The organism is Microbacterium sp. NPDC080005, assembly GCF_040702445.1.
In the GTDB taxonomy this organism is placed as follows: domain Bacteria; phylum Actinomycetota; class Actinomycetes; order Actinomycetales; family Microbacteriaceae; genus Microbacterium; species Microbacterium oleivorans_D.
The window spans coordinates 825,010-849,028 of the sequence record NZ_JBFBLD010000001.1 but is presented as its reverse complement, the minus strand read 5'-3'; the positions used below and the strand labels follow the sequence as shown (position 1 = coordinate 849,028).

29 protein-coding genes, 1 tRNA gene and 1 other RNA gene are annotated in these 24,019 nt (G+C 69.5%); 15 read left to right on the top strand and 16 right to left on the bottom strand.

Translation table 11 applies throughout. The annotated features are described in order from the left end of the window. Positions 1-8: 8 nt before the first annotated feature. Positions 9-776, bottom strand: a complete 768-nt coding sequence (gene otsB / locus AB0259_RS04060; protein ID WP_366220487.1) for a trehalose-phosphatase — start codon at positions 774-776, stop codon at positions 9-11. Continuing rightward, a complete protein-coding gene (locus AB0259_RS04055; RefSeq protein ID WP_366220489.1) occupies positions 773-2,185 on the bottom strand; it encodes a trehalose-6-phosphate synthase in 1,413 nt (470 codons plus the stop codon). The genes otsB and AB0259_RS04055 overlap by 4 nt, the downstream gene beginning before the upstream one ends. A 73-nt stretch (positions 2,186-2,258) precedes the next feature. On the opposite strand from AB0259_RS04055, the gene AB0259_RS04050 reads away from it, so the two are divergent. After that, positions 2,259-2,519, top strand: coding sequence for a hypothetical protein (locus AB0259_RS04050; protein ID WP_064001906.1), 261 nt, complete (start codon positions 2,259-2,261; stop codon positions 2,517-2,519). A gap of 12 nt (positions 2,520-2,531) precedes the next feature. Here AB0259_RS04050 and AB0259_RS04045 read toward each other — a convergent pair whose 3' ends face one another. From AB0259_RS04045 to AB0259_RS04035, 3 genes are read right to left on the bottom strand one after another with little or no spacing between them, the layout of a single operon-like run. After that, positions 2,532-3,713: an acetyl-CoA C-acetyltransferase gene (locus AB0259_RS04045; RefSeq protein WP_366220490.1), complete on the bottom strand. Its 1,182-nt coding sequence runs from the start codon at positions 3,711-3,713 to the stop codon at positions 2,532-2,534. Then, positions 3,710-4,363, bottom strand: coding sequence for a CoA transferase subunit B (locus AB0259_RS04040; protein ID WP_251581193.1), 654 nt, complete (start codon positions 4,361-4,363; stop codon positions 3,710-3,712). The genes AB0259_RS04045 and AB0259_RS04040 overlap by 4 nt, the downstream gene beginning before the upstream one ends. A 1-nt stretch (position 4,364) precedes the next feature. After that, positions 4,365-5,138, bottom strand: a complete 774-nt coding sequence (locus tag AB0259_RS04035; RefSeq protein ID WP_366220493.1) for a CoA transferase subunit A — start codon at positions 5,136-5,138, stop codon at positions 4,365-4,367. Between the two features lie 101 nt (positions 5,139-5,239). Between AB0259_RS04035 and AB0259_RS04030 the strand changes: the two genes are divergently transcribed. Beyond that, positions 5,240-6,028 carry an IclR family transcriptional regulator gene (locus tag AB0259_RS04030; RefSeq protein WP_366220494.1) on the top strand — a complete coding sequence of 263 codons (789 nt, stop codon included), beginning with the start codon at positions 5,240-5,242 and terminating at the stop codon, positions 6,026-6,028. Between the two features lie 9 nt (positions 6,029-6,037). Here the strand turns inward: AB0259_RS04030 and AB0259_RS04025 are convergent, their stop codons facing one another. Beyond that, complete coding sequence (locus AB0259_RS04025) at positions 6,038-7,453, bottom strand: NAD(P)/FAD-dependent oxidoreductase (RefSeq protein ID WP_366220495.1); 1,416 nt, start codon at positions 7,451-7,453, stop codon at positions 6,038-6,040. 149 nt (positions 7,454-7,602) lie between these two features. On the opposite strand from AB0259_RS04025, the gene AB0259_RS04020 reads away from it, so the two are divergent. The 9 genes from AB0259_RS04020 (at position 7,603) to corA (ending at position 14,290) form a co-directional block, all read left to right on the top strand. Next, a complete protein-coding gene (locus AB0259_RS04020) occupies positions 7,603-8,439 on the top strand; it encodes an ATP-binding cassette domain-containing protein (RefSeq protein ID WP_251581200.1) in 837 nt (278 codons plus the stop codon). Positions 8,440-8,446: 7 nt separating this feature from the next. Beyond that, positions 8,447-9,124 (top strand): ABC transporter permease, encoded by a 678-nt coding sequence (locus AB0259_RS04015; protein WP_366220497.1) that lies wholly within the window; start codon positions 8,447-8,449, stop codon positions 9,122-9,124. Further along, on the top strand, positions 9,121-9,843 hold the full coding sequence (locus tag AB0259_RS04010; RefSeq protein ID WP_366220499.1) for an ABC transporter permease: 723 nt from the start codon (positions 9,121-9,123) through the stop codon (positions 9,841-9,843). Before AB0259_RS04015 ends, AB0259_RS04010 begins: the two co-directional genes overlap by 4 nt. Before the next feature lie 38 nt (positions 9,844-9,881). After that, positions 9,882-10,805: an ABC transporter substrate-binding protein gene (locus AB0259_RS04005; RefSeq protein WP_251581206.1), complete on the top strand. Its 924-nt coding sequence runs from the start codon at positions 9,882-9,884 to the stop codon at positions 10,803-10,805. A 3-nt stretch (positions 10,806-10,808) separates the two neighbouring features. Further along, positions 10,809-11,606, top strand: coding sequence for a glycosyltransferase family A protein (locus AB0259_RS04000; RefSeq protein ID WP_366220501.1), 798 nt, complete (start codon positions 10,809-10,811; stop codon positions 11,604-11,606). After that, on the top strand, positions 11,603-12,421 hold the full coding sequence (locus AB0259_RS03995; protein ID WP_366220502.1) for an endonuclease/exonuclease/phosphatase family protein: 819 nt from the start codon (positions 11,603-11,605) through the stop codon (positions 12,419-12,421). The genes AB0259_RS04000 and AB0259_RS03995 overlap by 4 nt, the downstream gene beginning before the upstream one ends. A gap of 11 nt (positions 12,422-12,432) precedes the next feature. After that, positions 12,433-13,020, top strand: coding sequence for a hypothetical protein (locus AB0259_RS03990; RefSeq protein ID WP_366220503.1), 588 nt, complete (start codon positions 12,433-12,435; stop codon positions 13,018-13,020). Beyond that, positions 13,008-13,220: a DUF2945 domain-containing protein gene (locus AB0259_RS03985; protein WP_251581214.1), complete on the top strand. Its 213-nt coding sequence runs from the start codon at positions 13,008-13,010 to the stop codon at positions 13,218-13,220. Before AB0259_RS03990 ends, AB0259_RS03985 begins: the two co-directional genes overlap by 13 nt. A 71-nt stretch (positions 13,221-13,291) precedes the next feature. Next, the gene (corA, locus tag AB0259_RS03980) at positions 13,292-14,290 is read left to right on the top strand and encodes a magnesium/cobalt transporter CorA (RefSeq protein WP_366220504.1); all 999 of its coding nucleotides are present in this window, start codon (positions 13,292-13,294) and stop codon (positions 14,288-14,290) included. Between the two features lie 65 nt (positions 14,291-14,355). On the opposite strand, the gene AB0259_RS03975 is transcribed toward corA, so the two are convergent. Then, positions 14,356-14,428: transfer RNA gene (locus AB0259_RS03975), tRNA-Lys, on the bottom strand. A 115-nt stretch (positions 14,429-14,543) separates the two neighbouring features. Between AB0259_RS03975 and AB0259_RS03970 the strand changes: the two genes are divergently transcribed. Both AB0259_RS03970 and AB0259_RS03965 read left to right on the top strand, forming a co-directional pair. Then, the gene (locus AB0259_RS03970; RefSeq protein ID WP_251580391.1) at positions 14,544-15,368 is read left to right on the top strand and encodes an inositol monophosphatase family protein; all 825 of its coding nucleotides are present in this window, start codon (positions 14,544-14,546) and stop codon (positions 15,366-15,368) included. Beyond that, positions 15,365-15,937, top strand: a complete 573-nt coding sequence (locus tag AB0259_RS03965; protein WP_366220506.1) for a hypothetical protein — start codon at positions 15,365-15,367, stop codon at positions 15,935-15,937. The genes AB0259_RS03970 and AB0259_RS03965 overlap by 4 nt, the downstream gene beginning before the upstream one ends. A 70-nt stretch (positions 15,938-16,007) precedes the next feature. Here the strand turns inward: AB0259_RS03965 and ssrA are convergent. Both ssrA and AB0259_RS03955 read right to left on the bottom strand, forming a co-directional pair. Next, positions 16,008-16,380, bottom strand: a transfer-messenger RNA (tmRNA) gene (gene ssrA, locus AB0259_RS03960). A 101-nt stretch (positions 16,381-16,481) separates the two neighbouring features. Further along, complete coding sequence (locus AB0259_RS03955) at positions 16,482-16,892, bottom strand: NUDIX domain-containing protein (RefSeq protein ID WP_366220508.1); 411 nt, start codon at positions 16,890-16,892, stop codon at positions 16,482-16,484. Positions 16,893-16,939: 47 nt separating this feature from the next. On the opposite strand from AB0259_RS03955, the gene AB0259_RS03950 reads away from it, so the two are divergent. Continuing rightward, positions 16,940-18,409: an SDR family oxidoreductase gene (locus AB0259_RS03950; RefSeq protein WP_251580388.1), complete on the top strand. Its 1,470-nt coding sequence runs from the start codon at positions 16,940-16,942 to the stop codon at positions 18,407-18,409. Beyond that, complete coding sequence (locus AB0259_RS03945) at positions 18,403-18,624, top strand: hypothetical protein (protein WP_366220509.1); 222 nt, start codon at positions 18,403-18,405, stop codon at positions 18,622-18,624. The genes AB0259_RS03950 and AB0259_RS03945 overlap by 7 nt, the downstream gene beginning before the upstream one ends. 3 nt (positions 18,625-18,627) lie before the next feature. On the opposite strand, the gene smpB is transcribed toward AB0259_RS03945, so the two are convergent. The 7 genes from smpB to AB0259_RS03910 all read right to left on the bottom strand — a co-directional run bounded on the left by smpB (position 18,628) and on the right by AB0259_RS03910 (position 23,980). Further along, a complete protein-coding gene (gene smpB / locus AB0259_RS03940; protein WP_251580386.1) occupies positions 18,628-19,104 on the bottom strand; it encodes an SsrA-binding protein SmpB in 477 nt (158 codons plus the stop codon). A gap of 65 nt (positions 19,105-19,169) precedes the next feature. Further along, positions 19,170-20,084 (bottom strand): permease-like cell division protein FtsX, encoded by a 915-nt coding sequence (gene ftsX, locus AB0259_RS03935; RefSeq protein WP_366220510.1) that lies wholly within the window; start codon positions 20,082-20,084, stop codon positions 19,170-19,172. Then, the gene (gene ftsE, locus AB0259_RS03930; protein ID WP_366220512.1) at positions 20,081-21,142 is read right to left on the bottom strand and encodes a cell division ATP-binding protein FtsE; all 1,062 of its coding nucleotides are present in this window, start codon (positions 21,140-21,142) and stop codon (positions 20,081-20,083) included. The genes ftsX and ftsE overlap by 4 nt, the downstream gene beginning before the upstream one ends. 57 nt (positions 21,143-21,199) lie before the next feature. Further along, a complete protein-coding gene (locus AB0259_RS03925) occupies positions 21,200-21,940 on the bottom strand; it encodes an anti-sigma factor (protein WP_366220514.1) in 741 nt (246 codons plus the stop codon). Continuing rightward, positions 21,927-22,508 carry a sigma-70 family RNA polymerase sigma factor gene (locus AB0259_RS03920; RefSeq protein ID WP_251580382.1) on the bottom strand — a complete coding sequence of 194 codons (582 nt, stop codon included), beginning with the start codon at positions 22,506-22,508 and terminating at the stop codon, positions 21,927-21,929. The genes AB0259_RS03925 and AB0259_RS03920 overlap by 14 nt, the downstream gene beginning before the upstream one ends. Next, entirely contained in the window at positions 22,505-23,149 is a 645-nt protein-coding gene (locus tag AB0259_RS03915; RefSeq protein WP_366220516.1) for a class F sortase, read from the bottom strand. The genes AB0259_RS03920 and AB0259_RS03915 overlap by 4 nt, the downstream gene beginning before the upstream one ends. Positions 23,150-23,158: 9 nt before the next feature. Continuing rightward, positions 23,159-23,980 (bottom strand): DUF4397 domain-containing protein, encoded by an 822-nt coding sequence (locus AB0259_RS03910; RefSeq protein WP_366220518.1) that lies wholly within the window; start codon positions 23,978-23,980, stop codon positions 23,159-23,161. Positions 23,981-24,019: the final 39 nt, after the last annotated feature.

Below are 24,019 nucleotides of genomic sequence, written 5' to 3'. Positions count from 1 at the left end.
CTCGAAGTCTATTGCCGAGCGGCGACCCGCTCGCGTGCGAGAGTCGACAGCAAACCGGCCAGTTCTTCGATGTCGCGCACACGCACGGAGGCCGCGGTCTCTCCCGCACCGACTCGGATCCCGAGGTCGTCCGGCTCGAGGGAGCGGAGGGCGTCTTCGTCGGTGACGTCGTCGCCGGCGAACACGACGGCTGTGGCCTGCACGACCTCGCGGAGGTGCGCGACGGCGGCGTCCTTCCCGGCATCGGTGAAGGCGTACTCGACGATGTCGTGGCCCTGGCGCCGGCGCCAGCCCGGCGCGGCATCCGCCATCAGCCGGTCGACGCCGGCGCGCAGCCGCTCGGCGTCCTCCTCGTCGGCGACCGTACGGAGGTGGACGCCGAAGCCGAAGGTCTTGGGCTCGACCCAGGCGCCGGGGACCCCCTCGGCCAGGAGCTCGGTCTCGCTCCGGAGCCGGTCGCGCAGCGCGAGATCCGCCTCGCCGGCTATGTCAGTGGCGGGTGCGCCCGGAATCCAGTACTCGGCACCGTGGGAGCCGGCGAGCAGGATCGGCGAGTCGTCGTCATGCTCGGCGATGACCCGGAGGTCGGCGAGCGTCCGCCCGGAGACGAACGCCACGGAGGTATCGGGCGCAGCCAGAAGTGCTGCGACCGCGTCTCGCGCCGCCGCGGTCATCCGCGCCTCCATCGGCTGGTCGATGAGAGGCGACAGCGTGCCGTCGAAGTCGAGGGCGACGAGGAGCCGGTCGGTCGCTGCGACCTCACCGAGGTCGGTCACGCCCCTGCCTCCCGCGACTCGGTCAGATCCGCCAGGAACCGCTGGGACCACCGAGCGACGTCGTTCTCGCGCACCCGGCGACGCAGGGCCCGCATCCGGCGCTCGCGCTGTCGCTCCGGCATCTCGATCGCCTGCATGATCGCGTCCTTCAACCCTGCGATGTCGTGAGGATTGACCTTGATGGCCTGCGTCAGCTCGTCCGCGGCACCGGTGAACTCGCTGAGGACGAGGGCTCCCCCGCCGTCGACACGACTGGCGACGTATTCCTTCGCCACCAGGTTCATGCCGTCGCGGAGCGCGGTGACCAGCATGACGTCCGCGGCGAGGTAGAGGGCGACCATCTCCTCGCGCGGATAGGAGTTGTGCAGGTACTGGATCGCGGTGTAGCCGAGCTCGTCGGCATCGCCGTTGATGCGGCCGACCGTGAGTTCGATCTCGTCGCGGAGCTCCATGTAGGTCTGCACGCGTTCGCGACTGGGACTGGCGACCTGCACGAGAGTGACGTCGTGGACGGACAGCCTCCCGTCGGCGAGCAGCTCGCCGTAGGCCTTGAGGCGGTGGCGTATGCCCTTCGTGTAGTCGAGGCGGTCGACGCCGAGGAGGATCGCCTTGGGATTGCCGAGGCTCGAGCGGATCTCCGCCGCGCGAGCCCGGATGTCGGGACGGTTCGCCAGCTCCTCGTACTCCGACGCGTCGATCGAGATGGGGTACGCCCGGGCGATGGCCTTGCGGACACCGCCGTCCTCGGTCGGCACCGAGATCGCTCCCGCCTTCGTGTCGAAGCCGAGTTGGCGCCGCACCGCTCGAGCGAAATTGCCGGCGTCCGCAACGCGCTGGAATCCGATGACGTCGGCGCCCAGAAGACCCTCGAGCACCTGTCGCCGCCACGGGAGCTGGGCGTACAGGCCGTATGCGGGGAATGGAATGTGGTGGAAGTATCCGATCGTGAGATCGGGTCGCAGGTCCCGGAGCATCTTCGGCACGAGCTGCAACTGGTAGTCGTGGACCCACACCGTCGCACCCTCGGCGGCGTGCGTCGACGCCGCCTCGGCGAAGCGTCGGTTGACCCGCACGTACGCGTCCCACCACGCGCGGTGGTAGGTGGGCGCCGCGATGACGTCGTGATACAGGGGCCAGATGGTGTCGTTCGAGAAGCCCTCGTAATACAGCTGGACGTCATCGACGCTGAGGGCGATGGGGACGAGCTGCAGCCCGTCGAACTCAAAGGGATCGAGTTCGACCCCCGGCTGCCCGGGCCACCCGATCCACGCGCCGTTGTTGCGACGCATGACGGGGTCGACCGCCGTGACCAGTCCCCCCGGGGAACGACGCCACGGCTCGTTCTCGTCATCCGTCCGGTCGACCGGAAGGCGATTGGACACGACGACGAAGTCAGAAGCCACGGTCACGGAGTTCCTCTCGATGGGTGACTTCAGGCTAACAACCGCCGTGGGGCGCACTCACGCCACTAGCGTGGGTGGTATGCGCAAATACCTCTTCGGCACCGGGCTCCTGTCGGCACTCACCGGAGGCGTCACCCTGCTGCGCTCTGCACGGAGCGAGGAGAAGTTCACCTGGCGCACCGCTCTGGCGTGGCTCAGCTGGGGTATCACGATGGCCCTCGCCGTCGGGTCTGTCGTCGACACGCGCCGCGCATCCCGCGGGAAGCTCATCCCCCTGGACTCGCCGCGCGCCGACGACAAGAAGAAGCTCCTGAAGAAGCGCGTCTCACGTCGGCGCTGACCGTCACGGCGCTCACCGCGTGAGGATGAGCGCCTCCCCCTGACCGCCGCCGCCGCACAGCGCGACTCCGGCTGCGCCCCCGCCGCGTCTGGCCAGCTCGTGTACGGCGTGGACGACCAGGCGCGCACCCGAGGCCCCGATGGGGTGACCGATCGCGATGCCGCCGCCGTGGATGTTGACGACGGATTCATCGACGCCGAGCTCCCGTTGCGACTGCGCGACGACCGCGCCGAACGCTTCGTTGATCTCGATGAGGTCGAGGTCCGAGGGCGCGATCCCCTGCCGTTCCAGGGCCTGCGTCAGTGCACGCGCCGGCTGGGAGTGCAGCGAGTTGTCGGGGCCGGCGACTTGGCCCGCCGAACCGACCACCGCGAGGACCGCCCAGCCCTCGGCATCCGCTCGGGAGCGTGTGGTCACCACGACCGCGGCGGCACCGTCCGAGATGGGTGATGCGTTGCCGGCCGTGATGTCGCCGTCGGACGAGAAGGCGGGGCGGAGGCGGGCGAGCGTGTCGACGGTCGTGTCGGGGCGGATCCCTTCGTCCCGGGTGAGCCTCAGCGGTTCGCCCTTGCGCTGGGGCACCTCGACCTCGACGATCTCCGCGTCGAAGACGCCCGCATCGGCCGCCGCCGCGGCGCGCTGATGCGACAGAGCGGCCACGTGATCCTGGTCTGCGCGCGACAGCCCGAGTTCCGGATTGCGTCGTTCGGTGGACAGTCCCATCGACACCTTGTCGTAGGCGTCGGTGAGTCCGTCGACGGCCATGTGGTCGAGCACCTCGACCGACCCGTACGTCCAGCCGTCGCGGGAGCCCATCAGCAGATGGGGTGCGCGGGTCATCGACTCCATCCCGCCGGCGACGACGACCGACGCATCGCCCACCGCGATCATCCGCTTCGCGTCGATGACCGCGGTCAGCCCCGACAGACAGACCTTGTTCACCGACGTCGCGGGAACATCCCAGCCCAGGCCCGCGCCCACCGCCGCCTGGCGAGCGGGGTTCTGCCCGGCGCCCGCCGGAAGCACCTGCCCCATGATGACGGCGTCGACGGATGCCGGGGCGACGCCGCCCCGCTCCAGTGCGCCGCGGATGGCGAGAGCGCCCAGCTCCGGAGCGGTCAACGAGGCCAGCTGCCCCTTCAGGCGCCCCTGCGGCGTTCGTGCGGCCGCCACGATGACGATGTCGTCGGTCATGCTCCCACCTTCACATCCTGTGCGACGACGAGCTCGGGCTCGGTCGCATCCTTCACGTCCTCCACGCTGACCCCGGGGGCGGTCTCCACGAGCACGAGACCCTCCTCCGTCACGTCGATGACGGCGAGGTCGGTGATGATCCGGTCGACCACGCCACGGCCGGTGAGGGGCAGGGAGCAGTCGGAGACGATCTTCGGCGACCCGTCGCGGGCGGTGTGCTCCATGAGGACGATCACCTTCGCGGCGCCGTGGACGAGATCCATCGCTCCACCGGGGCCCTTCACCATCTTCCCCGGGATCATCCAGTTCGCGAGGTCCCCGCGGGCCGACACCTGCATGGCACCCAGGATCGCGGCATCGATCTTCCCACCGCGGATCATCCCGAAACTGAGCGCCGAGTCGAAGAACGCCGCTCCTGCGAGGGTGGTCACCGTCTCCTTGCCCGCGTTGATGAGGTCCGGATCGACGCCGTCCTCGCTCGGGTAGGGCCCGACGCCGAGGATGCCGTTCTCCGACTGGAGGACGACCGTCACCCCGTCGGGGATGTGGTTGGGGACGAGAGTGGGAAGCCCGATCCCGAGGTTGACGTATGCACCGTCGGGCAGCTCCGCCGCCGCGCGGGCGGCCATCTGCGTGCGGGTCAGTGCCATCTCACTCCCCCTCCGTCGCGACGGTGCGTCGCTCGATGCGCTTCTCGATCCCCGTGCCCACCTCGACCACGCGGTGCACGAAGACGCCGGGCAGGTGCACGGCGTCAGGGTCCAACTCGCCGGGTTCGACCAGCTCCTCGACCTGTGCGATGCAGACGCGTCCCGCCATCGCGGCCAGCGGATTGAAGTTGCGGGCGGCCTTGTTGAAGACGAGGTTCCCGTGACGATCGCCGCGCAGGGCGTGGACGAGGGCGTAGTCGGTGACGATCGCTTCTTCCAGGACGAACTCGCGGGACTGTCCGCCGACGTCGAATCGACGGACGTCCTTCGGAGCGGATGCCACGGCCACGCCGCCCGAGCCGTCGTATCGGCGCGGCAGACCGCCCTCCGCCACCTGCGTTCCCACACCGGTCTGCGTGTAGAAGGCCGCGATCCCCGCCCCGCCCGCCCGCAGCTTCTCGGCCAGCGTCCCCTGCGGGGTCAGTTCGAGCTCGAGCTCGCCGGAGAGGAACTGACGCTCGAACTCCTTGTTCTCGCCGACATACGAGGAGGTCATCTTCTGGATGCGGCGCGCGCGGAGCAGCACGCCGAGACCCCAGTCATCGACGCCGCAGTTGTTCGAGACGATCGAGAGGTCGCTCGTTCCCTGCGCGAGCAGCGCCTCGATGAGGGCGATCGGGTTGCCCGAGAGGCCGAAGCCGCCGACGGCGATGCTCGCGCCGTCGGGGATGTCGGCGACCGCGTCGGCCGCCGAGGACACTGTCTTGTCGATCACGGTGCACTCCTTCGTGTCGTTCCCTCCAGCATCCCCGTGCGGAGCCCGACCGCCCAGCGTGCGGTTGCCATGTGGAACGGAGCGCGTCTAGTGTCCACATCGTGGACTCTTCGCCGATCGTGCCCGGCGCCCAGGCGATCGCGCGTGCGGCCCGCTTGCTGCGACTGGTGAGTGCCGCGGGCGCGGACGGCAGGGGCGTGGGTGAGCTCGCGCACGAGGCGTCGCTCTCGCGATCGACGGCCCACCGTCTGCTGACCGCCCTGCGGGCCGAGGGCCTCGTGGACCAGGACGAGCGGACCGCACGGTGGCTCGCAGGCCCCGAGCTGTTCCTCATGGGCGCGGCAGCCGCGCCGCGCTACGACGTCACTCATATCGCCGGCGACATCGTCCGCTCCCTGGCCGTGAAGACCGAGGAGAGTGCGTTCCTCTCGGTCCGGCGCGGCGACGAGACGGTCTGCCTCATGCGCGAGGAGGGGTCGTTCCCGATCCGCTCCTTCGTTCTCAGCGAGGGCGTCCGCTTCCCGCTGGGTGTGGCCTCAGCCGGGTTGGCCATCCTGTCGTTCCTGCCGCAGTCGGAGGTCGACGCCTACCTCGTCCGCCACCCCGAACTGGCCGCGCGATGGGGCGATGTCCACGATGCGGATCCCCTGCGAGCGCGCATCGCCGAGACGCGGGACCGCGGGTACGCGCTCAACCCAGGGCTCATCGTGGCGGGATCCTGGGGTCTGGGAGCCGCCGTGTTCGACCAGGACGGGCGGCCGGAATGGGCCCTCAGCCTCACCGGGGTCGAGTTCCGGTTCGGCCCGGACCGCCTCCCCGACCTGGGTCGGCTGCTGCTCGCGCACGCGCACCAGCTGACCACCCGCATCCAGTCCGTCCGCCGTCGGTGACGGCAGCTGTCACAGGCCCGCGGTCTCGAGCCAGCGCAACCAGACCTCGCTGACCGTGGGGTACGCCGGGACGGCGTGCCAGAGCCGGTGGAGCGGCACCTCGCCCACGATCGCGATCGTCGCCGAATGCAGCAACTCGGCGACGTCCGGCCCCACGAACGTCGCGCCCACCAGCACGCCCCGTTCCGCGTCGATGATCGCCCGCGAGTTCCCCTCGTACCGATCGGAGTGAGTGCTCGCCCCCGCGACCCACGACAGGTCGTAGTCGACGACCTTGACGTCGATGCCGGCCTCACGGGCGGATGCCTCGGTATGGCCGACTGCGGCGACTTCGGGCTCGGTGAACACGACCTGAGGAACGGCGCTGTGGTCAGCGGTGGCGGCCAGCGGACTCCAGGCGGACGTGTCGACATCGCTGGTCGAGGCGCGCCGCGCGATGACGTCGCCGGCGACACGCGCCTGATACTTGCCCTGGTGGGTCAGCAGGGCGCGGTGGTTGACATCACCCACCGCGTACAGCCAGTTGTTGCCCGGGACCCGCATCGTGTCGTCGACCCGGATCCACGAGCCCGCCTCGAGCCCGACGTGCTCGAGGCCGACGTCCTGAGTGCGGGGCACGCGTCCCGTCGCCACCAGGATCTCCGCCGCGTGGACGACCCTGCCGTCGTCGAGCGTGACGCTGACTCCCTCGGCGGAGCGCGAGACGCTCTCCACACCGCGCCCTGTGAGCACGGTCGCGCCTGCGGCCGACAGCGCAGCGCCGACGGCCTCGCCGGCGAAGTCCTCGAGCCCACCGAGAAGGGTGGAGCGGGCGATGACGGTCACGTCCGAGCCGAGCGCCGTGAAGGCCGTCGCCATCTCGAGCCCGACGACGCCGCCGCCCAGGACGATGAGCGAGGACGGGACCGTGCGGACCCCGGTCGCCTCGCGACTGGTCCAGGGTGCGGCATCCTGCAACCCGGGGATATCCGGGATCAGCGCCGCGGAGCCGGTGCAGACGGCGACGGCGTGCCGAGCCCGCAGCGTCGTCGTCCCGCCGTCGGCCGCGGTGACGGTCACCTCCCGCTCCCCGGAGAGGCGTCCGTGGCCGCGCACGAGGTCGATGCCTGCACCCTGGAGCCACTCGACCTGCGAGGTGTCCTGGTAGTCGTGGACGATACGGTCCCGGCGCGCGAGCACGGCGGCCACGTCGACGCCGCCGGTGACCGCCTCCGCGGCACCCGCGACGTCCCGGGCCGCGCGGAGCGCCGCCGGAGCGCGCAGCAGCGCCTTCGAGGGCATGCAGGCCCAGTAGGAGCATTCGCCTCCTACGAGTTCGCTCTCGACGATCGCCGCGGTCAGACCCCCTCGTACCGCGCGGTCGGCGACATTCTCGCCGACGGGTCCCGCTCCGATGACGATGAGGTCGTATTCGCGTGTGCTCATGTCCTCACGCTAGTGACAACGCAGCGGTCGGAGGTCGGATCGACCCTGATCGTCTGCCATAACCCGTATGTGACGTCAATAGTCGACCCGGACTGCCGGGATGTCCGGCGTGTGTGGTTGGCTGAAACACCGGCCGAAAGGACCCCTCCATGGCGATCGAGTTCCGATCCGTCACCAAGCGATTCGGCGACGGCCCCGCGGCCGTCGACGAGGTCACCCTCGAGATGCCCGCGCGCAAGACGACGGTCCTGGTGGGGTCATCGGGCTGCGGCAAGACCACGCTGCTCCGCATGATCAACCGCCTCATCGAGCCGACCTCGGGCGACATCACGATCGACGGCGAGTCCATCCGGTCGAAGGACGCCGTCCAGCTGCGCCGGAGCATCGGCTACGTCCTCCAGAACGCCGGGCTGCTCCCCCACTACACGGTGGCAGACAACATTGCGACCGTGCCCGTGCTCACGGGGCAGACGAAAGCGGCGGCGCGGCGTCGCGCGCTGGAGCTGATGGAGGTCGTCGGCCTCGACTCGGCGTTCGCGGACCGCTATCCCGCCCAGCTCTCCGGTGGGCAGCAGCAGCGCGTGGGCGTCGCCCGGGCCCTGGCCGCGGACCCCAACATCCTGCTCATGGATGAGCCCTTCGGCGCCGTCGACCCGATCGTGCGCAAAGAACTGCAGGCCGAGGTCATCCGGCTGCAGCGCGAGCTCGACAAGACGATCGTCTTCGTCACCCACGACATCGACGAAGCCTTCCTCCTCGGGGATCAGGTCGTGATCCTGCAGAAGGGCGCGCACATCGCACAGCGAGGCACGCCGTCCGAGATCATCGAGAACCCGGCCGACGACTTCGTGGCCACCTTCATCGGAACCGACCGCGGCGCGCGCGCTTTCCGCGCGAAGCAGACCGCCCGCGGCACCGTGCTGGTGGATGAGGCGGGTCGCACGCAGGGTGTGCTGGTGGCGGATGCGGCGGAGACGTCGAGGTGACCTCGCCGTGAACTGGGTCCTCGACAACCTCGACCTCATCGGCCGGCTCACCGTGGCGCACCTGCGGCAGAGCATCGTCGCGATCCTCGTCGGGTTCGCCATCGCAGTCCCCATCGGGTGGGCGGCCTTCCGCTTCACTCGTCTGCGGGGCACCGTTCTCGGCATCGTCGGCATCCTGTACACGATCCCGTCATTCGGCTTGTTCGCCCTCATCAGCGCGACGAGCGGAATCCCCCTGCTGTCCGAGACGAACCTCGTGGTCGCCCTCACGATTTACGCCGTCGCCATCATGACCCGTTCTGTCACCGACGGCCTCGCCTCCGTCGACGCCGCCGTCCGCAGCGCCGCGATCGCCGTCGGTTTCGGGCCATGGCGGCGGTTCTGGACGGTCGACTTCCCGCTCGCGGGTCCGGTCATGCTGGCCGGCCTCCGCGTCACCGCCGTCTCGACGATCTCCCTCGCGACGGTCGGCGCGCTCATCGGTGTGCAGAACCTCGGCTACCTCTTCACGAACGGCTCGCAGCGCCGCATCCTGCCGGAGGTCTTCGCGGGTGTCCTCGCGGTCGTGGTGATCGCCCTCGTGATCGACGCCCTTCTCCTCCTGGCCGGACGCGCCCTCATGCCGTGGACCCGGCGCACCACACCGACCCGCTCGGCTCCACAGCTCCGGGAGGCGGTCGCATGAACGTCTTCCTCGACGCGTTCGCATGGATCTTCTCGCCGGACCGGACCACGGGCTACCTTCCGCTGGGGGAGGCGATCCTGCAACACCTCGGGTTCACCTTCGGATCCGTCCTGATCGCCGCGCTCATCGCCGTCCCGGCCGGATGGGCCATCGGCCACACCGGACGCGGGCGGGAGATCGCGGTCTTCCTGTCCGGAGCCGCGCGTTCGCTCCCGTCACTGGGCCTGGTCGTCCTGCTGTACCTCGTGATCGGCGTCAACTTCAAGGAGCAGGCCGCCGTCGTGGCCTTCGTCCTCCTCGCCATCCCGTCGATCCTGGCCGGCGCCTACGCGGGCATCGAGGCGATCGAGCGGACGACGATCGAAGCGGGGCGCGCCGTGGGGATGACGCCGATGCAGGTCCTCTGGAGGATCGAGGTCCCGCTGGGTCTGCCGCTGCTGATCGGCGGCATCCGCTCCGCCGTCCTGCAGGTGGTCGCCACCGTCACCATCGCGGCCTACGTCGGCCTCGGCGGACTCGGCTTCGCGCTCATCCAGGGCATTCAGACCCGCAACCCCGCCCAGATCCTCGGCGCGTCGATCGTCGTCGTCGTCCTCGCTCTCGTCCTCGACGCCGTCTTCGCGCTCCTGCAGCGCGTCCTCGTCCCGCGAGGCGTCACGGTGCAGCGCTCGGCGCCCGAACGCCGACGCCGTCGACGCCTCTCGCCCCAACCCGCCTGACCCACAGCACCACGACCCCACAGCACCCGGAGGCATCCATGTCCATCACCCGCACACGCATCCTGCCCGCCCTCGGCCTCGCCGCCGTCGCCGCACTGACCCTCTCCGCCTGCGGGTCGAGCGAGTCGCTGCAGGGGGGCGGTTCCGGCGGAAACGGCGAGAGCGCCGGCGCCGGCGAGTCGTCGACGATCGTCATCGGTTCGCAGCAGTACTACTCGAACGAGATCGTCGCCGAGATCTACGCGCAGGCGCTCGAAGCCGCGGACTTCACCGTCGAGCGGAACTTCTCCATCGGCCAGCGCGACGCCTACATGCCCTCGCTCGAGGACGGATCCATCAGCCTCTTCCCCGAGTACACCGGCAACCTGCTCCAGTACTTCGACCAGTCCGCGACCGCGACGACGCCCGACGACGTCTACGCCGCGCTCCAGGAGGCGCTCCCGGACAACCTGACGGCGCTCGACTACTCCCCCGCGACCGACCAGGACTCCTACAACGTGACCGCGGCCTTCGCGTCGGAGAACGACCTCACCGAGATCGGCGACCTCGCCGGCATCGAGGGCCTCACGCTCGGCGGTGCCCCCGAGCTCGAGCAGCGCCCCTACGGTCCGAAGGGCCTCAAGGACGTCTACGGCGTCGACGTCGCCTTCGAGGCGACCGCTGACACCACCGTCGACGAGCTCGTCGCCGGCAACATCCAGGTCGCCAACGTCTACAGCGCCGACCCGCGCATCGCGACGGACGACCTGGTCACGCTCGAGGACCCGGAGGGGCTGTTCCTGGCCTCCAACGTCGTCCCGATCGCCAGCTCCGACATCGCGGACGAGATCGCCGACGTCATCAACGAGGTGAGCGCCGCCATGTCGCCGGAGGAGCTCGTCGCGATGAACGTGGAGTCGTCGGTCGATCAGCGGAACACCGAGGACATCGCGGCGGACTGGATCGCCGACAACCTCGGCTGAGCAGTGACGATCGAGGGCCCGCAGGCCGCCGCATCCGTCAGCGTCGTGATCCCCGTGAAGGATGACGCGGACGGACTCCGGCGGTGCCTGCGGGCTCTCGCGCTCCAGTCGCGGACGGCGGACGAGATCGTCGTGGTCGACAACGGATCGCGCGACGATTCCGTCGACGTCGCCCGGTCCGCCGGTGCCACCGTCGTGCGGTGCGAGCACCCGGGCATCCCCGCGGCCGCGGCGGCCGGATACGACGCCGCCGCATCGGATCTCATCCTCCGACTGGACGCCGACTGTCTCCCGTCGGCGACCTGGATCGCCGCCATGGCTGCGTTCGCTGCTCGCCGGCCGGACGCCGCGGTGTTCGCGGGTGTCGCGCGCTTCGTCGACGGCCCGCGGTGGCTGAGGACCCCGCTCGCCGCCCTCTACCTCGGGGCGTACGCCCTGGTGCTGACCCCGACGCTCGGTCACCTCCCGCTCTTCGGCTCGAACCTGGGGATCCGCCGTGACGCCTGGCGCTCGGTGAGTGAGTCCGTCCACCGCGACGACCCCGAGCTGCACGACGACCTCGATCTCTCCTTCCACCTCGGGGAGCATCACCGGATCCGACTCGTGCCTGGCGCGGCGATGGGGATGTCCATGCGACCTTTCGCGTCCGCAACCTCGTTCCGGCGGAGGCTCCGGCGCGGGATGCGCACGGTGCTGCTCCACTGGCCGGCCGACTTCCCTCCGCTGCGCTGGGCGCGTCTCGCTCGACTCCGAGCGAGACGGCTGCGCCCCCTGCGCGACCCTCGGGGGGTGATCGCGTGAACCCGCTCCTGGGCTCGATCGAACCGCCGTTCCTCCACATCGCGACCCTGAACATCCGTCGTCCGATGCCGGCCCTGCTCAGCCGGGCCGCCGACCGATGGTCTCGTCGCAGGCCCGCGCTGCGTCGGATGCTCGGGCGTGAACGCCCCGCAGTCCTGGGGACTCAGGAGGTGTTCCCCGGGCCCGCTGCGGACATCGCCGAGGCACTCGGCCCGTCCTACACGAGGATCGGCGTCGGCCGGAACGCGGCCGGGCGCGGCGAGGGCTGTCCCCTCTTCTTCGACAGCCGCCGGCTGGAGCTCCTCGATCACCGTCAGTGCGCTCTGTCGGACACCCCGGAGGTTGCCGGCTCCCGGTCATGGGGGAATCCCGTCCCGCGCACCATGACGATCGGCGTGTTCCGGGATCACGTCACACGCGCGCGCTTCGCCGTCATCAACACGCATCTCGATCCCTTCTCACCGCGGTCCCGGGTGCGCTCGGCGGAGGCCCTCCGCGGCGAAGTCCGACGCGGGGGCCTTCCGACGGTCGTGCTCGGAGACTTGAACGCCGGCGCGGATTCGGCGGCGCTGCGAGCGCTGCGCGCGGGAGATCTGTTGACGGATGCCTGGGGCGCCGCCGCCGAGCGCGTGACGCCCGCGTGGGGTACGTACACCGGATACCGTGCGCCCGTCCGGGACGGCACCCGCATCGACTGGATCCTCACGACAGCGGAGATCACGGTCGAACGCATCGGGATCGATCCACGGCTCGACGACGGCGTGGCGCCGTCCGATCACCTGCCGGTCCATGCCGCCATCGAGGTACCGCGGTGAGGGAGGACTTCGTGCGACCGCCGTCCTCGGCCCTCGAATGGATCGCCGACGGCATCCGATTCCTCGGTCTTGTCAGCGTGGTGGCTGCTTTCGTGTGGTGGACCCCGACGGATGCCGGGATCCTGGCGCTCGCTCTCCCCGCGCTCCTCCTCCCGCGCCTGCTCGGCATCGTCCCCGGGTTCGACGTCTTCTACGGGGTGACGGTCAGCGTCGCCGCATGGAGCAATGTGCTCGACCTGTATACGTCTATCGCCTGGTGGGATCTTCTGATCCACTTCCTGGCGACCGCGGCGATCGCCGCCGTCGGACTCGTCGCTCTGCATCGGTGCGACGTCGTCCCGAATCCGACACGGCGTCGCAGCGCCATCATCCTGCTCCCCGTCATCGGCCTCGCCATCAGCGCCGTGTGGGAGATGGTCGAGTGGGCAGGCAAGACCTTCGTCGCCCCGGACATCTTCGTCACCTACCAGGACACGATCGGCGACATGGCCGTCGGCGGCGCGGGGGCGCTCCTGATGGGCTTCGCGCTCGCACGAGTCCGCATCGAACGAGCCGCGCATCATGCGGCGGACAGAAAGGAAGCATCATGGCCGATCTGAAAAAGGGCGACCGGGTGAGTTGGAACACCTCGCAGGGGCGTACGCGCGGCACCATCGTCGAGCGGAAGACGAAGGACTTCACGTTCGACGGTCAGGACTTCACCGCGTCGACGGAGGAACCGTCTTTCATCGTGGAATCGGAGAAGACGGGCGCGAAGGCCGCTCACAAGGGATCCGCGCTCTCGAAGCTCTCGTCCTGAGGCACCTCGACGCCGCCGCACCGCGCGGCGCGGCGCGGCATCCCACCCCCGGATGAGCGCAGAATCGTCGCATGCCCATCGTCGACAACGCCGTGTACGTGGACGGCCGCCGCATCCAAGATCCCGCGAACCTGAGTGAGACGTTCGAGCACACCCGGGATCACCACGGCATGGCCTGGATAGGCCTGTACCGGCCTACCGAGGAGGAGGTGGCGGCGGTGGCGGCGGAGTTCTCGCTCCACCCGCTCGCCGTCGAGGATGCTCTGGCCGGCCATCAGCGGGCGAAGCTGGAACGGTATGGCGATGTGCTGTTCACGGTGCTGCGACCGGCACGGTACGACGCCACGTCGGACACCGTCGACTTCGGCGAGCTGCACGTGTTCGTCGGCCCGGACTTCGTCGTGACGATCCGACACGCCGACTCCCCCGACCTCACACAGGTACGGTCCCGGATGGAACAGCAGCCGGAACTCCTTCGCATGGGTCCCGAAGCGGTGCTCTACGCGATCCTCGACCAGGTGGTCGACGAGTATGCGCCTGTTCTGGCGGGCGTGGAGAGCGACATCGACGGGATCGAGGAGACGCTGTTCAGCGGATCGGATGCCGGCCTGTCCCAGCGGATCTACACGCTGGCGCGCGAGGTCATCGCCCTGCACAAGTCGACGCTGCCGCTGGAGGACATGCTTCAGCGGCTGCTGGACGGCTCCGACAAGTACAAGGTCGACATCGAACTCCAGCGATCTCTCCGGGACGTCCTCGACCACGTCATCCGCCTCAACGAACGCATCGTGGCGTTCCGATCGATCCTCGACAACGCCCTGACCGTGCATTCGACGCTCGTCACGCAGCGCCAGACCGACACCTCACTCGAGCAGAACGAACAGGTGAAGAAGATTTCGGGATGGGCCGCGATCCTCTTCGGACCGACCCTCGTGGGAACGATCTACGGCATGAACTTCGACTACATGCCCGAACTGCACTGGACCTTCGGGTACCCGATGGCTCTCGGCTTGATGGTGGCGAGCTCCGTGGTCCTCTACGTCGTGTTCAAGCGGAAGAAGTGGCTCTGAGCGGGGACATCGTCGCGGAGAAGCAGAAGACCCCGGTCACTGGCGAGAGTGACCGGGGCCGTCCGTGCACCCCCTGGGACTCGAACCCAGAACCCACTGATTAAGAGTCAGTTGCTCTGCCGATTGAGCTAGAGGTGCGTGATTCGAAGAACTCGAACCGAGGGACAACACTAGCATCACGATCGACTCCTCCGCCAATCGGGACACCCCCGGCACTCACGAGGGCGTCAGGCGCACGACGTATCCTGGACCCGTGACGCCACTGCCTTCCGCGACGGATTGGACCGCCCCTTTCGACGGCGACCTCAGCGACGATCTCGCCCTCGCGCTGCGCCTCGCGGATGCTGCGGATCAGGTCTCGATGCAGCGCTTCGACGCTCCTGATCTCGACGTCCGGACGAAGTCGGACGCGACCCACGTCACCGAGGCCGATCTCGCTACCGAGCGCGCCATCCGCGACATCCTCGCGAAGGATCGTCCCGAGGACGGGATCTTCGGCGAGGAGTTCGGCACCAGCGGCGAGACGCAGCGGCAGTGGATCATCGATCCGATCGACGGCACCGCCAACTACCTGAAGGGCATCCCGATGTGGGCGACGTTGATCGCCCTGGTCATCGACGGCGTGCCGCGTGTGGGCGTCGTCAGCCAGCCGGCGATCTCCCGCCGCTGGTGGGGCGCGACCGGAGCGGGCGCGTGGACGAACGCCGCCGACGGGCGACCCCGACGGATCCACACGTCCGACGTGGGCGCCGTCGCCGACGCGAGTGTGAGCTTCCAGAGCATCGCCCAGTGGGACGAAGTGGGACGTGCAGACGACCTCCTCCGGCTGTCCCGCGCCGTCTGGCGGGATCGAGGGTACGGCGATGCGTGGCCGTACATGCTGCTCGCCGAGGGCCGGCTCGAGTTCGTCGCAGAGTTCGGCGTCCGCGAGTACGACATCGCCGCGCACGTCCCCGTGATCCTCGAGGCCGGGGGGCGCTTCACCGACATCGACGGGGACGAGCGACTCGATGCGCGCTCGTCGCTGGCGACCAACGGCATCCTCCACGACGACTTCCTCGGGGTGCTGCGCGCGTGATCCTCCGCCGACGCACCACGCGTGTCGCCACCGTCCTGGCGACCGGCGCCGTGGTCGTCCTCCTCGCGGCGGCGTGCGCCCCGACCGGTGGCCCGGGCCTCGGGACGGCGACGGCTCCCGCTCCCGGTGCGTCGGCGCCTGCCGCGTCTGCTCCGCCGACGATCGACGCCGCCGACGTCACCTGCGAGAACATGCTTTCGCCGGAGACCGTCGACAGCTTCACCGCGACCGGCTGGACGGTGCGTGAGGACCCGTTCGTGATCCTGGACCTCGAGCTCCCCGAGGGCACCGCCTGCACGTGGGGAGACTTCAGTTCTCCGACGAACGACGACCTCGTCCTCTTCGGATGGTCGCCGATCTCGACGGCCGACGCGGACGCTACCGAGGCGGCCTTGGAAGCCGAGGGGTGGCTGCGCGAGGACGACGACCGGGGTGTGCTGATCACCGAGGACCCCGACCTCGCGCTGCGCGTGGATGACGACGGCTACGGCGTCACCTACCTCTTCGGCGACGGCTGGGTGAAGGTCTCCGACACGCGTCAGGGCCTGGATCTGATCGAGCTCGGCTGACACCGACCGGCGACACGACGAAGCCCCCGGCATCCATCGGACACCGGGGGCTTCGCTCCGTGACAACGGTTCGTGGAGATGGGGGGAATCGAACCCCCGTCCATCGCTGAGAGACGGCGTCTTCTCCGGGCGCAGTCTGTAAGAGGCGTTCTGCTCGGCTCCGACCTTTAGTACAGACACATAAGTCGACGAGCCCAGCCTGAGAAGAGTCCCGCGTGACGCTCAGGCGACGTCACGCAGCAAGATCCCTTAGATGACGCCAGGGACCGTGAGGGGATCACTCACGGACTGACGGACTCGGGCTCGCTGCTTACGCAGCGAGGGCGAAGTCGGACTGCTTCTTATTGGCAGTTATTGGTTCGCAGAGATCGTTAACGAGATAACCCTGCATCCTCGGCCCGCTTCTCGCAGAGTCACAGGCGATGTCGAAACCGATCATCCCCGAGACGCCTGACGGCGTGTGGACCGTTGTCACACTGTGGAGTTGTCATGTGTCGGATGCCGTAGCGTCCGAGCATCCCAGAATACCACCCGGACGGCCACGTCAGTCGATGAGGAAGTGATCGCGCGCGAGCGGGGCGACCTGCAGCGTCTGCGCCTCCAATTCCCCGACCCATCGGAGCTCAGCGATCTCGGCGGCGGCCCGCGGCTCCTGGCCGGTCAGCGGGACGTCGAAGACGTCGGCGATCACGGTGTGCCCGGCCTCGTTCGCGGCGACGGCCCGGAAGACGCCCCGCGGCCGGAGATCGTCGACGGCGACCTCGACCCCGAGCTCCTCCCGGAGCTCCCGGACGAGCGTCTCGGCCGGGTTCTCACCGGGTTCCGGCTTTCCACCGGGTTGCATGAAGGCCGTCGTGCCCGCCTTCCGCACCAGCAGCAGTCGCCCCGAGGTGTCGCGGATGACGGCGGCCGAGACCCGGATGGAGGGCGCGGAGGCGATGTCGGAGACGGTCACGCCAGAACGCTAACAGGCCCCGCATCCGACTCGACGTAGAATCTCGTGTGCTTCCCGACACCCCGACCTCCGACGCCGCGATCGATCCTGCCGATCTCGCCACCACTCTCCGGGTGCTGACGACCCTGCCCTCCCTCCCCCGCACGCACCCCGACTTCATCGCCGTGCGGCAGGCGAGCGCCGCGATGTTCAAGGCGGCGAAGAAGGAGCGCCGGCGCGAGATCCGCGAGGCCGTCGCGACCGCGGACCGCGCCGTGGTCCATGCGACGGCGACCGGCGCGCCCGACCGCATCGACGACGAGACCCGCGGCATCCCGATCGCCACCCGCACCGCAGCTCCCATCGCAGGCGTCCTCAAGAAGGCTCGCGGCTGCTACATCTGCAAGCAGCCCTACACGATCGTGGACGCCTTCTACCACCAGCTGTGCCCCGAGTGCGCGACCCTCAGCCACGGGAAGCGGGACGCCCGGACCGACCTCACCGGTCGGCGGGCGCTCCTCACGGGCGGTCGCGCGAAGATCGGCATGTACATCGCGCTGCGGCTGCTGCGCGACGGCGCCCATACGACGATCACGACCCGATTCCCCCGGGACGCGGTGCGCCGGTTCCGCGCACTTCCGGACTCCGCCGACTGGATGGACCGCCTGAAGATCGTCGGTATCGACCTGCGCGACCCCGCCCAGGTCATCGCCCTCGCCGACGACGTCGCCGCAGCCGGCCCGCTCGACATCCTGATCAACAACGCCACGCAAACGGTGCGACGATCCCCCGGGGCCTATCAGCCGCTCGTCGAGGCCGAGCTGGCACCTCTCCCCGACGGCGTGCTTCCCGAGCTCGTCACCTTCGGACACACCAACGACCGTCACCCCGAGGCACTGGAGCGATCCGTCAGCGCGCATCCGATCCTCGCCGCCGCGGCGGACCGGGCGGACGCCCTCACCCGCGAGGCGATGGCGGCAGGATCGACCTCGCTCGACCGGCTCGCGGACGGGACCGCGATCGACGCGGGCGGGCTGATACCCGACCTCGACCGCACGAACTCCTGGGTGCAGCGCGTCGAGGAGGTGGACCCTCTCGAGATGCTCGAGGTGCAGCTCGCGAACACCACCGCCCCCTTCCTCCTGGTCTCGAAACTCCGGCCCGCGCTGGCGGCGAGCCCTGCCCGGCGCACCTACATCGTCAACGTCAGTGCCATGGAGGGCGTGTTCGAACGCGGCTACAAGGGCCCCGGGCATCCGCACACGAACATGGCGAAGGCCGCCGTGAACATGCTCACGAGGACGAGTGCGCGGGAGATGTTCCAGAGCGACGGCATCCTCATGACGAGTGTCGACACCGGGTGGATCACCGATGAGCGCCCCCACCCCACGAAGGTCCGTCTCGCCGAGGAAGGCTTCCACGCGCCGCTGGACCTCGTCGACGGCGCAGCCCGGGTGTACGACCCCATCGTTCGCGGCGAGGCGGGTGAGGACGTCTTCGGCGTCTTCCTCAAGGACTACGCGCCGGGTCGATGGTGATCGCGTTCCCCGCACCCGGGACCCGGGTCGTGGTGCGGTACCTGCTGCCCGACGGACAGGCGACGGATGCCCTCGGCGAACTGGTGACGGTGGAGCCCGACGTGATCGTCGTCGACGGCAAGCGCGGACTCGAACGGATCGGTCGCGCCACCGTCATCGCCGCGAAGGCCGTCCCGCCGCCGCCGGAGCCCCGGGCCCGGAGGGGCACGGTCTGAAGGTCACTCCCCCAGTCGGTTGCGGCTGCGCATCGCCCGCTCGGCTTCGCGCTTGTCCTCGCGTTCGCGGATCGTCTGCCGCTTCTCGTACTCGCGCTTGCCCTTCGCGACGGCTATCTCGACCTTCGCCCGACCGTCCGAGAAGTAGAGCTTGAGCGGGATGAGGGTGTACCCACCCGCCGCCACCGCGTGCGAGAGCTTCACGATCTCGTCCTTGTGGAGCAGCAGCTTCCGCGTGCGCTTGGAGGCGTGGTTGGTCCAGTGGCCCTGCGAGTACTCGGGGATGTGGACGGCGTCCAGCCAGGCCTCGCCGCGGTCGATGAAGGCATACCCGTCGCTGAGGTTCGCCCGCCCCTGCCGAAGGGACTTGACCTCCGTGCCGGTCAGCACGAGACCGGCCTCGTAGGTCTTCTCGATGGCGTACTCGTGGCGCGCGCGACGGTTGGTCGCGATGACCTGTTCCCCGCGTTCCCTGGGCATGATGACTCCTCGACGAGGCCGCACTCCGCGCGCGACCGGCCTGCCAGTCTAACGGAGGCGCGCGTTCAGGTGCGCAGCCAGCGGCGGATGGCGAAGCTCGCCGACAACGCCGCCAGGACGAGGCCCAGACCCACGATCACCGGGATCACGAGGAGAGCGTCCCGTCCGTCGATCCACGTCGTGACGAAGTCGATTTCGTCGACGAGGTATCCGTGGACGCCGTACTGCACACCCAACCAGACCGCGACGCTGGCGAGCGCCGAGCCGATGAAGGCCGCGAAGACACCCTCGAGGACGAACGGCGTCTGGATGAACCGGTTGGACGCACCCACCAGACGCATGATGCCGAGCTCTTTGCGTCTCGCATACGCCGACAGGCGGATGGTCGTGGCGATGAGGAGCACCGCCGCCACGAGCATGAGCCCCGCGATGCCCACAGCGAAATAGGTCGCGATCGTGAGAGCCGAGAAGAGGGGCTGCAGGTACTCCATCTGGTCCGTCACCTCCTCGACGCCCTGGACACCCGAGAACGCCTCGTCGATGACGTCCGTCTGCGTCGGGTCGTCGAGGTTCACCCAGTAGGTCTCGTTGAGCTGCTCCGGTGTGATGAAGTCCGCGTAGTCCTCGCCCATCAGATCGAGGACGTTCTGATACGCCTCCTCGCGCGTCTCGAAACGCACACTCCGGACGATGCCGTCCAGTGCGGGGCTCTCGAGCGTCTGCTTCACGGCGGCGAGCTGCTCATCGGTGGCTTGGCCGTCGCTGCAGGTGGTCTGAGTGGACCCGTCCCGACACATGAAGATCGCGACCTGGGCGCGTTCGGGCCAGTAGCCCTGCATCTTGGCGATCTGCATCTGCATGAGTAGAGCAGCTCCGACGAACGTGAGGGAGACGAAGGTGACGAGGATGACCGAGATCACCATCGATGCGTTGCGACGCAGACCCGTCAGGGCCTCGCCGAGGACGAGGCGGACCCTCATGCGGTCGGCCCCACTTCGTCGTCGTCGCGGCGCCCGAGGCCGAGACGGTCGGCCGCCCCGAGCCCGTCGATCTCACCGAGGTCGATCTCGGCGGGTGCGATCGGGATGCCTCGAGTGCCCGTGTCGGGCTCGGATGCCGCGACCCGGGTCCCGGCATCCGTCTGCACCTCGGTGACGGGCGGCGGGTCGTCGACGACGGGGACGGCGGGCAGTACGGTCTCGGGCTGGGGCGCGGGAGGGGCGATGGGTTCCGGGAGAGGCTCGACCGCGCCCGTGTCGTGCGCGATCTGCTTCTGCAGTTCGAGGACAGCCGTCAGCGCGGCCGTCGCGGCGGCGCCCTTGACGGTCTCGGGAGTCAGGACGGGCAGCCCCGACGTGTCGCCGTACCCGCCGTGGCGCTCGTCACGCACGACCACCCCGCCGCGCAGCTCGATGACGCGCCGCTGCATCTGATCGACGAAGCCGGCCTCGTGGGTGGCCATGACCACCGTCGTGCCGCCGGCGTTGATTCGGGCGAGCAGCTGCATGATGTCGATCGAGGTGCCGGGGTCGAGGTTTCCCGTCGGCTCGTCGGCCAGGAGGATCTGCGGGCGGTTGACGATGGCCCGTGCGATCGCGACGCGCTGCTGCTCACCGCCGGAGAGCTCGTGGGGCAGACGCTTCTCCTTGCCCGCGAGCCCGACCAGGGCGAGGGCCTCGGGCACGGACTGCTGGATGAACGCACGGCTCGAGCCGATGACCTGCAGCGAGAAGGCGACGTTCTGGAACACCGTCTTGTTCGGCAGGAGCCGGAAGTCCTGGAAGACGGAGCCGATGTGGCGACGGAAGTACGGGACCTTGCGGGTGCTGAGGCCGCGCACGTCGCGACCCAGGACGACGACCCGGCCGTCGGATGCGGTGTCCTCGCGGAGGATGAGGCGCAGGCAGGAGGACTTCCCCGAGCCCGAGGCGCCCACGAGGAACACGAACTCTCCGCGCTGGACGTCGAACTCGACGTCGCTGAGAGCGGGTTTGCTGGTGCCGCGGTACTTCTTGGAGACCTTTTCGAAGCGGATCATGGCCAGACGAGCCTAAGCGGCGGGGGCGCCGCACCCGTCAGCGACACTCCCGCGCACTCAGGGGGCTGCCAGGGTTCCCCGCGCGATGGAGTCGCCCGAGTGACCCGGGTCGCCGTCGACGCTCTCCTGCGAGATGTCGACGACGGTGAAGCGGCTCAGGTCGACGTCTGCGGGCACGTCGAACGTGCCCGTGTCTCCGTCGAGCACGCCGAGGCTGATCAGGTCGGACGCATCCGAGGTGAGCAGCCAGACCTCGCGGTACCCGTCGGCGGGAAGGGACGCCGTCAGGTCGACGACGACGCGGTCGTGCCCGTCGACGCGTTCCAGCATCGCTTCGCCCCGGGCGCCTGCCCAGGTCGGGAAGCCGTCCAGACGGGCCTCCGAGATGAGCTCGGGGCGCGGCACGATGCCGCCCGACAGCCACACGCCGGCGATGATGGCGACGGCAGCGACGGCGGCACCCACCATGACGAAGAAGACCGGGCGGCGACTCACTCGGCGCCGGCGCGCCACGTGCCGCGTCGCTGCCGACGGGACGTCGGAGGAGACCGGCGTCTCGTCGTCGCCGGCCTGCTCGTTCGGCAGATGGAGTTCGGTCCGGATCGATTCCCACACGCGGTCCGGCGGTGTCAGCAACTCCTCACCGGTGCGCGTCGCACGTCCGGCCTCGACCGCACGAGCGAACGAGGCGACTTCCGCCGCACACTCCGGACAGGAGTCGAGGTGACGCTGATCATCGTCGGAGACCTGCTCCCCCATCGCGAGGAGGGCGGCGACCTCGGGGTCAAGATGTGACACGGTGCGCCTCCAATCGGGCTCGCAGGCGAGTGAGACTTCGTCGGATGTGACTTTTGACGGTGCCCAGCGGCATCCCCAGTCTGTCGGAGATCTGCTGGTGGGTGAGATCCTCGTAGAACGCGAGCGCGAGAACGGCACGGGCGTCGGGCTCGAGCTGCGCGACCTCGTCGGCCACGAGCATCGCATCCGACACGTCGTGCTCGGCCACCGCCTCGGGGACGACGGCTTTCAACGCTTCCTCGAGACGGGCGGCCCGCGCCCGCGCTTCGTGCGCATCGGCGATACGGCGCCGGGCGATCGTGATCAGCCAGACACCCAGGGGGGCGCCGTCCACGCGGTAGGACGAGCGGGACGTCCACGCCGAGACGAAGGTCCGCTGCGTGACATCCTCCGCCTCGGTCGTGTCACCGAGGGATCGGACGGCGAGCGTGTAGATGATCCTCGACCAGCGGTCGTACATCGCCTTCACCACTGTCTCGTCGCCGGCGGCGAACCGTTCAGCGAGGTGCGCGTCGTCGTCTACGGCCTGCTCCTTCCGTGCAGCGAGCCGGGGCACCGTGATCGTCACGACTGCGCCCTCGCAATGAGCACCACGTTATCGCTGTAGGTGCGGGTCTGCCGATCGAAATCACCACCGCAGGTGATGACGGCGAGGGTGCGGGGACCCTCGCGGGTGAACAGCTCGTCGACGGGAAGCTCCGCGCGGGGAATGTAGGTGACGGACTGGGTGACATAGGTCGTGACCGTGCCGTCGGCATCCGTCACCGTGACCTCGTCCCCCTCCCGCGCATTGCGCAGCTTCGCGAGGGGACCCACCCCGTACTCCCGGTCGTCCACGTGGGCGGCGATCACGGTGGTTCCCTCCGCGTCAGCCGGAGCCTTGCCGAAGCGGTACCACCCGGCGATCGAGGGGCGCTCCGGGATCTCCATCTCGCCGGTGTCCTCGACTCCGACGGACTCCACGGGCATGTCGACGTCCAGAGACGAGATGGCGATGCGCTCCGGTGCCGGAACGCGGACGACGGCCTGCGGAGTGGCGGGAGCGACCGGGACGGAGGCCCGCGGTGTGGGAGCCGCAGGCTGAGGGGAGACCGTCCCGGCCGCGCCCGAACCGGTGCCGGAGGGGGATGACCCCACCCCCGACACCGGTGCACAGGCCGCCAGCATCAGGGCCGTCAGCGCGACGGCGATGAGCGACGGGCGGCGCATGTCGGGAACTCAGCGACGGGCAGCCGAGGCCCGGGCCGCGTACACGCCGCCGGCGACGAGACCGGCGATGAGCGCGGCACCCCCGGCCATCAGCCAGCCGTTCGCGCCGTTCTCGGCGACCAGACCCGCGGAACCCGTGTTGACGCCGTCAGGACCCGAGTGCAGGCCGTCGACGGTCTGCGTGGCGAGGGCGAGGTTGCCGTCCTCCGCCGAGCCCCAGGCGTAGGCGATCGTCAGGACGCCCTCCTGGATCTCGACGTCGGCCGGACCGATCACGGGGTCGGTCGTGCCCTCGAGCGCGACGGCGGCGCTCACGGTCCCGGCCGGCAGATCGAGCGAGTCTTCGTTGGGGTTGGTGAGGCTCGTGATGACCGCTTCGCCGCCGGCGAGGACGTCGACGGCGGGCGCTGCGGCCACGTGGCGGACGGTCAGCCGCCCTTCGCCTGCGGCCGTCTCGGAGGTGTCGTTGGTGAACAGTTTGGCGGTCGGGGTGCCCTCGGCGTCGAGGTGCGCGACCGCGGTGTAGTTCATGCCGGCCTCGAGCGCGAGATCGATGGGTCCGAGGACCGGGTCGGAGTCGTCGGTGGCGTCAGCGGCGGTCAGGGCCACTGAGTACGTCCCGCCGGGCAGCTCGAGGGGACCGCCGAGGTCGCCGGGCTGGAAATCGTCGATCGTCAGCTCACCGTCGACGTACACGTCGACAGGCGTGTCCGGGATCGCGTGCAGGACCGCCAGGTCGGCGGTGTCGGAGGTGGCAGCGGATGCCGGGGCGAATGCAGCGAATGCCACGGCGGCACCGAGGGCGACGCCCGCGGAGAGTGTCTTGCGCATGGGAACTCCTTCTGATTCGGCGCGAGGTGTTCGCGCTGT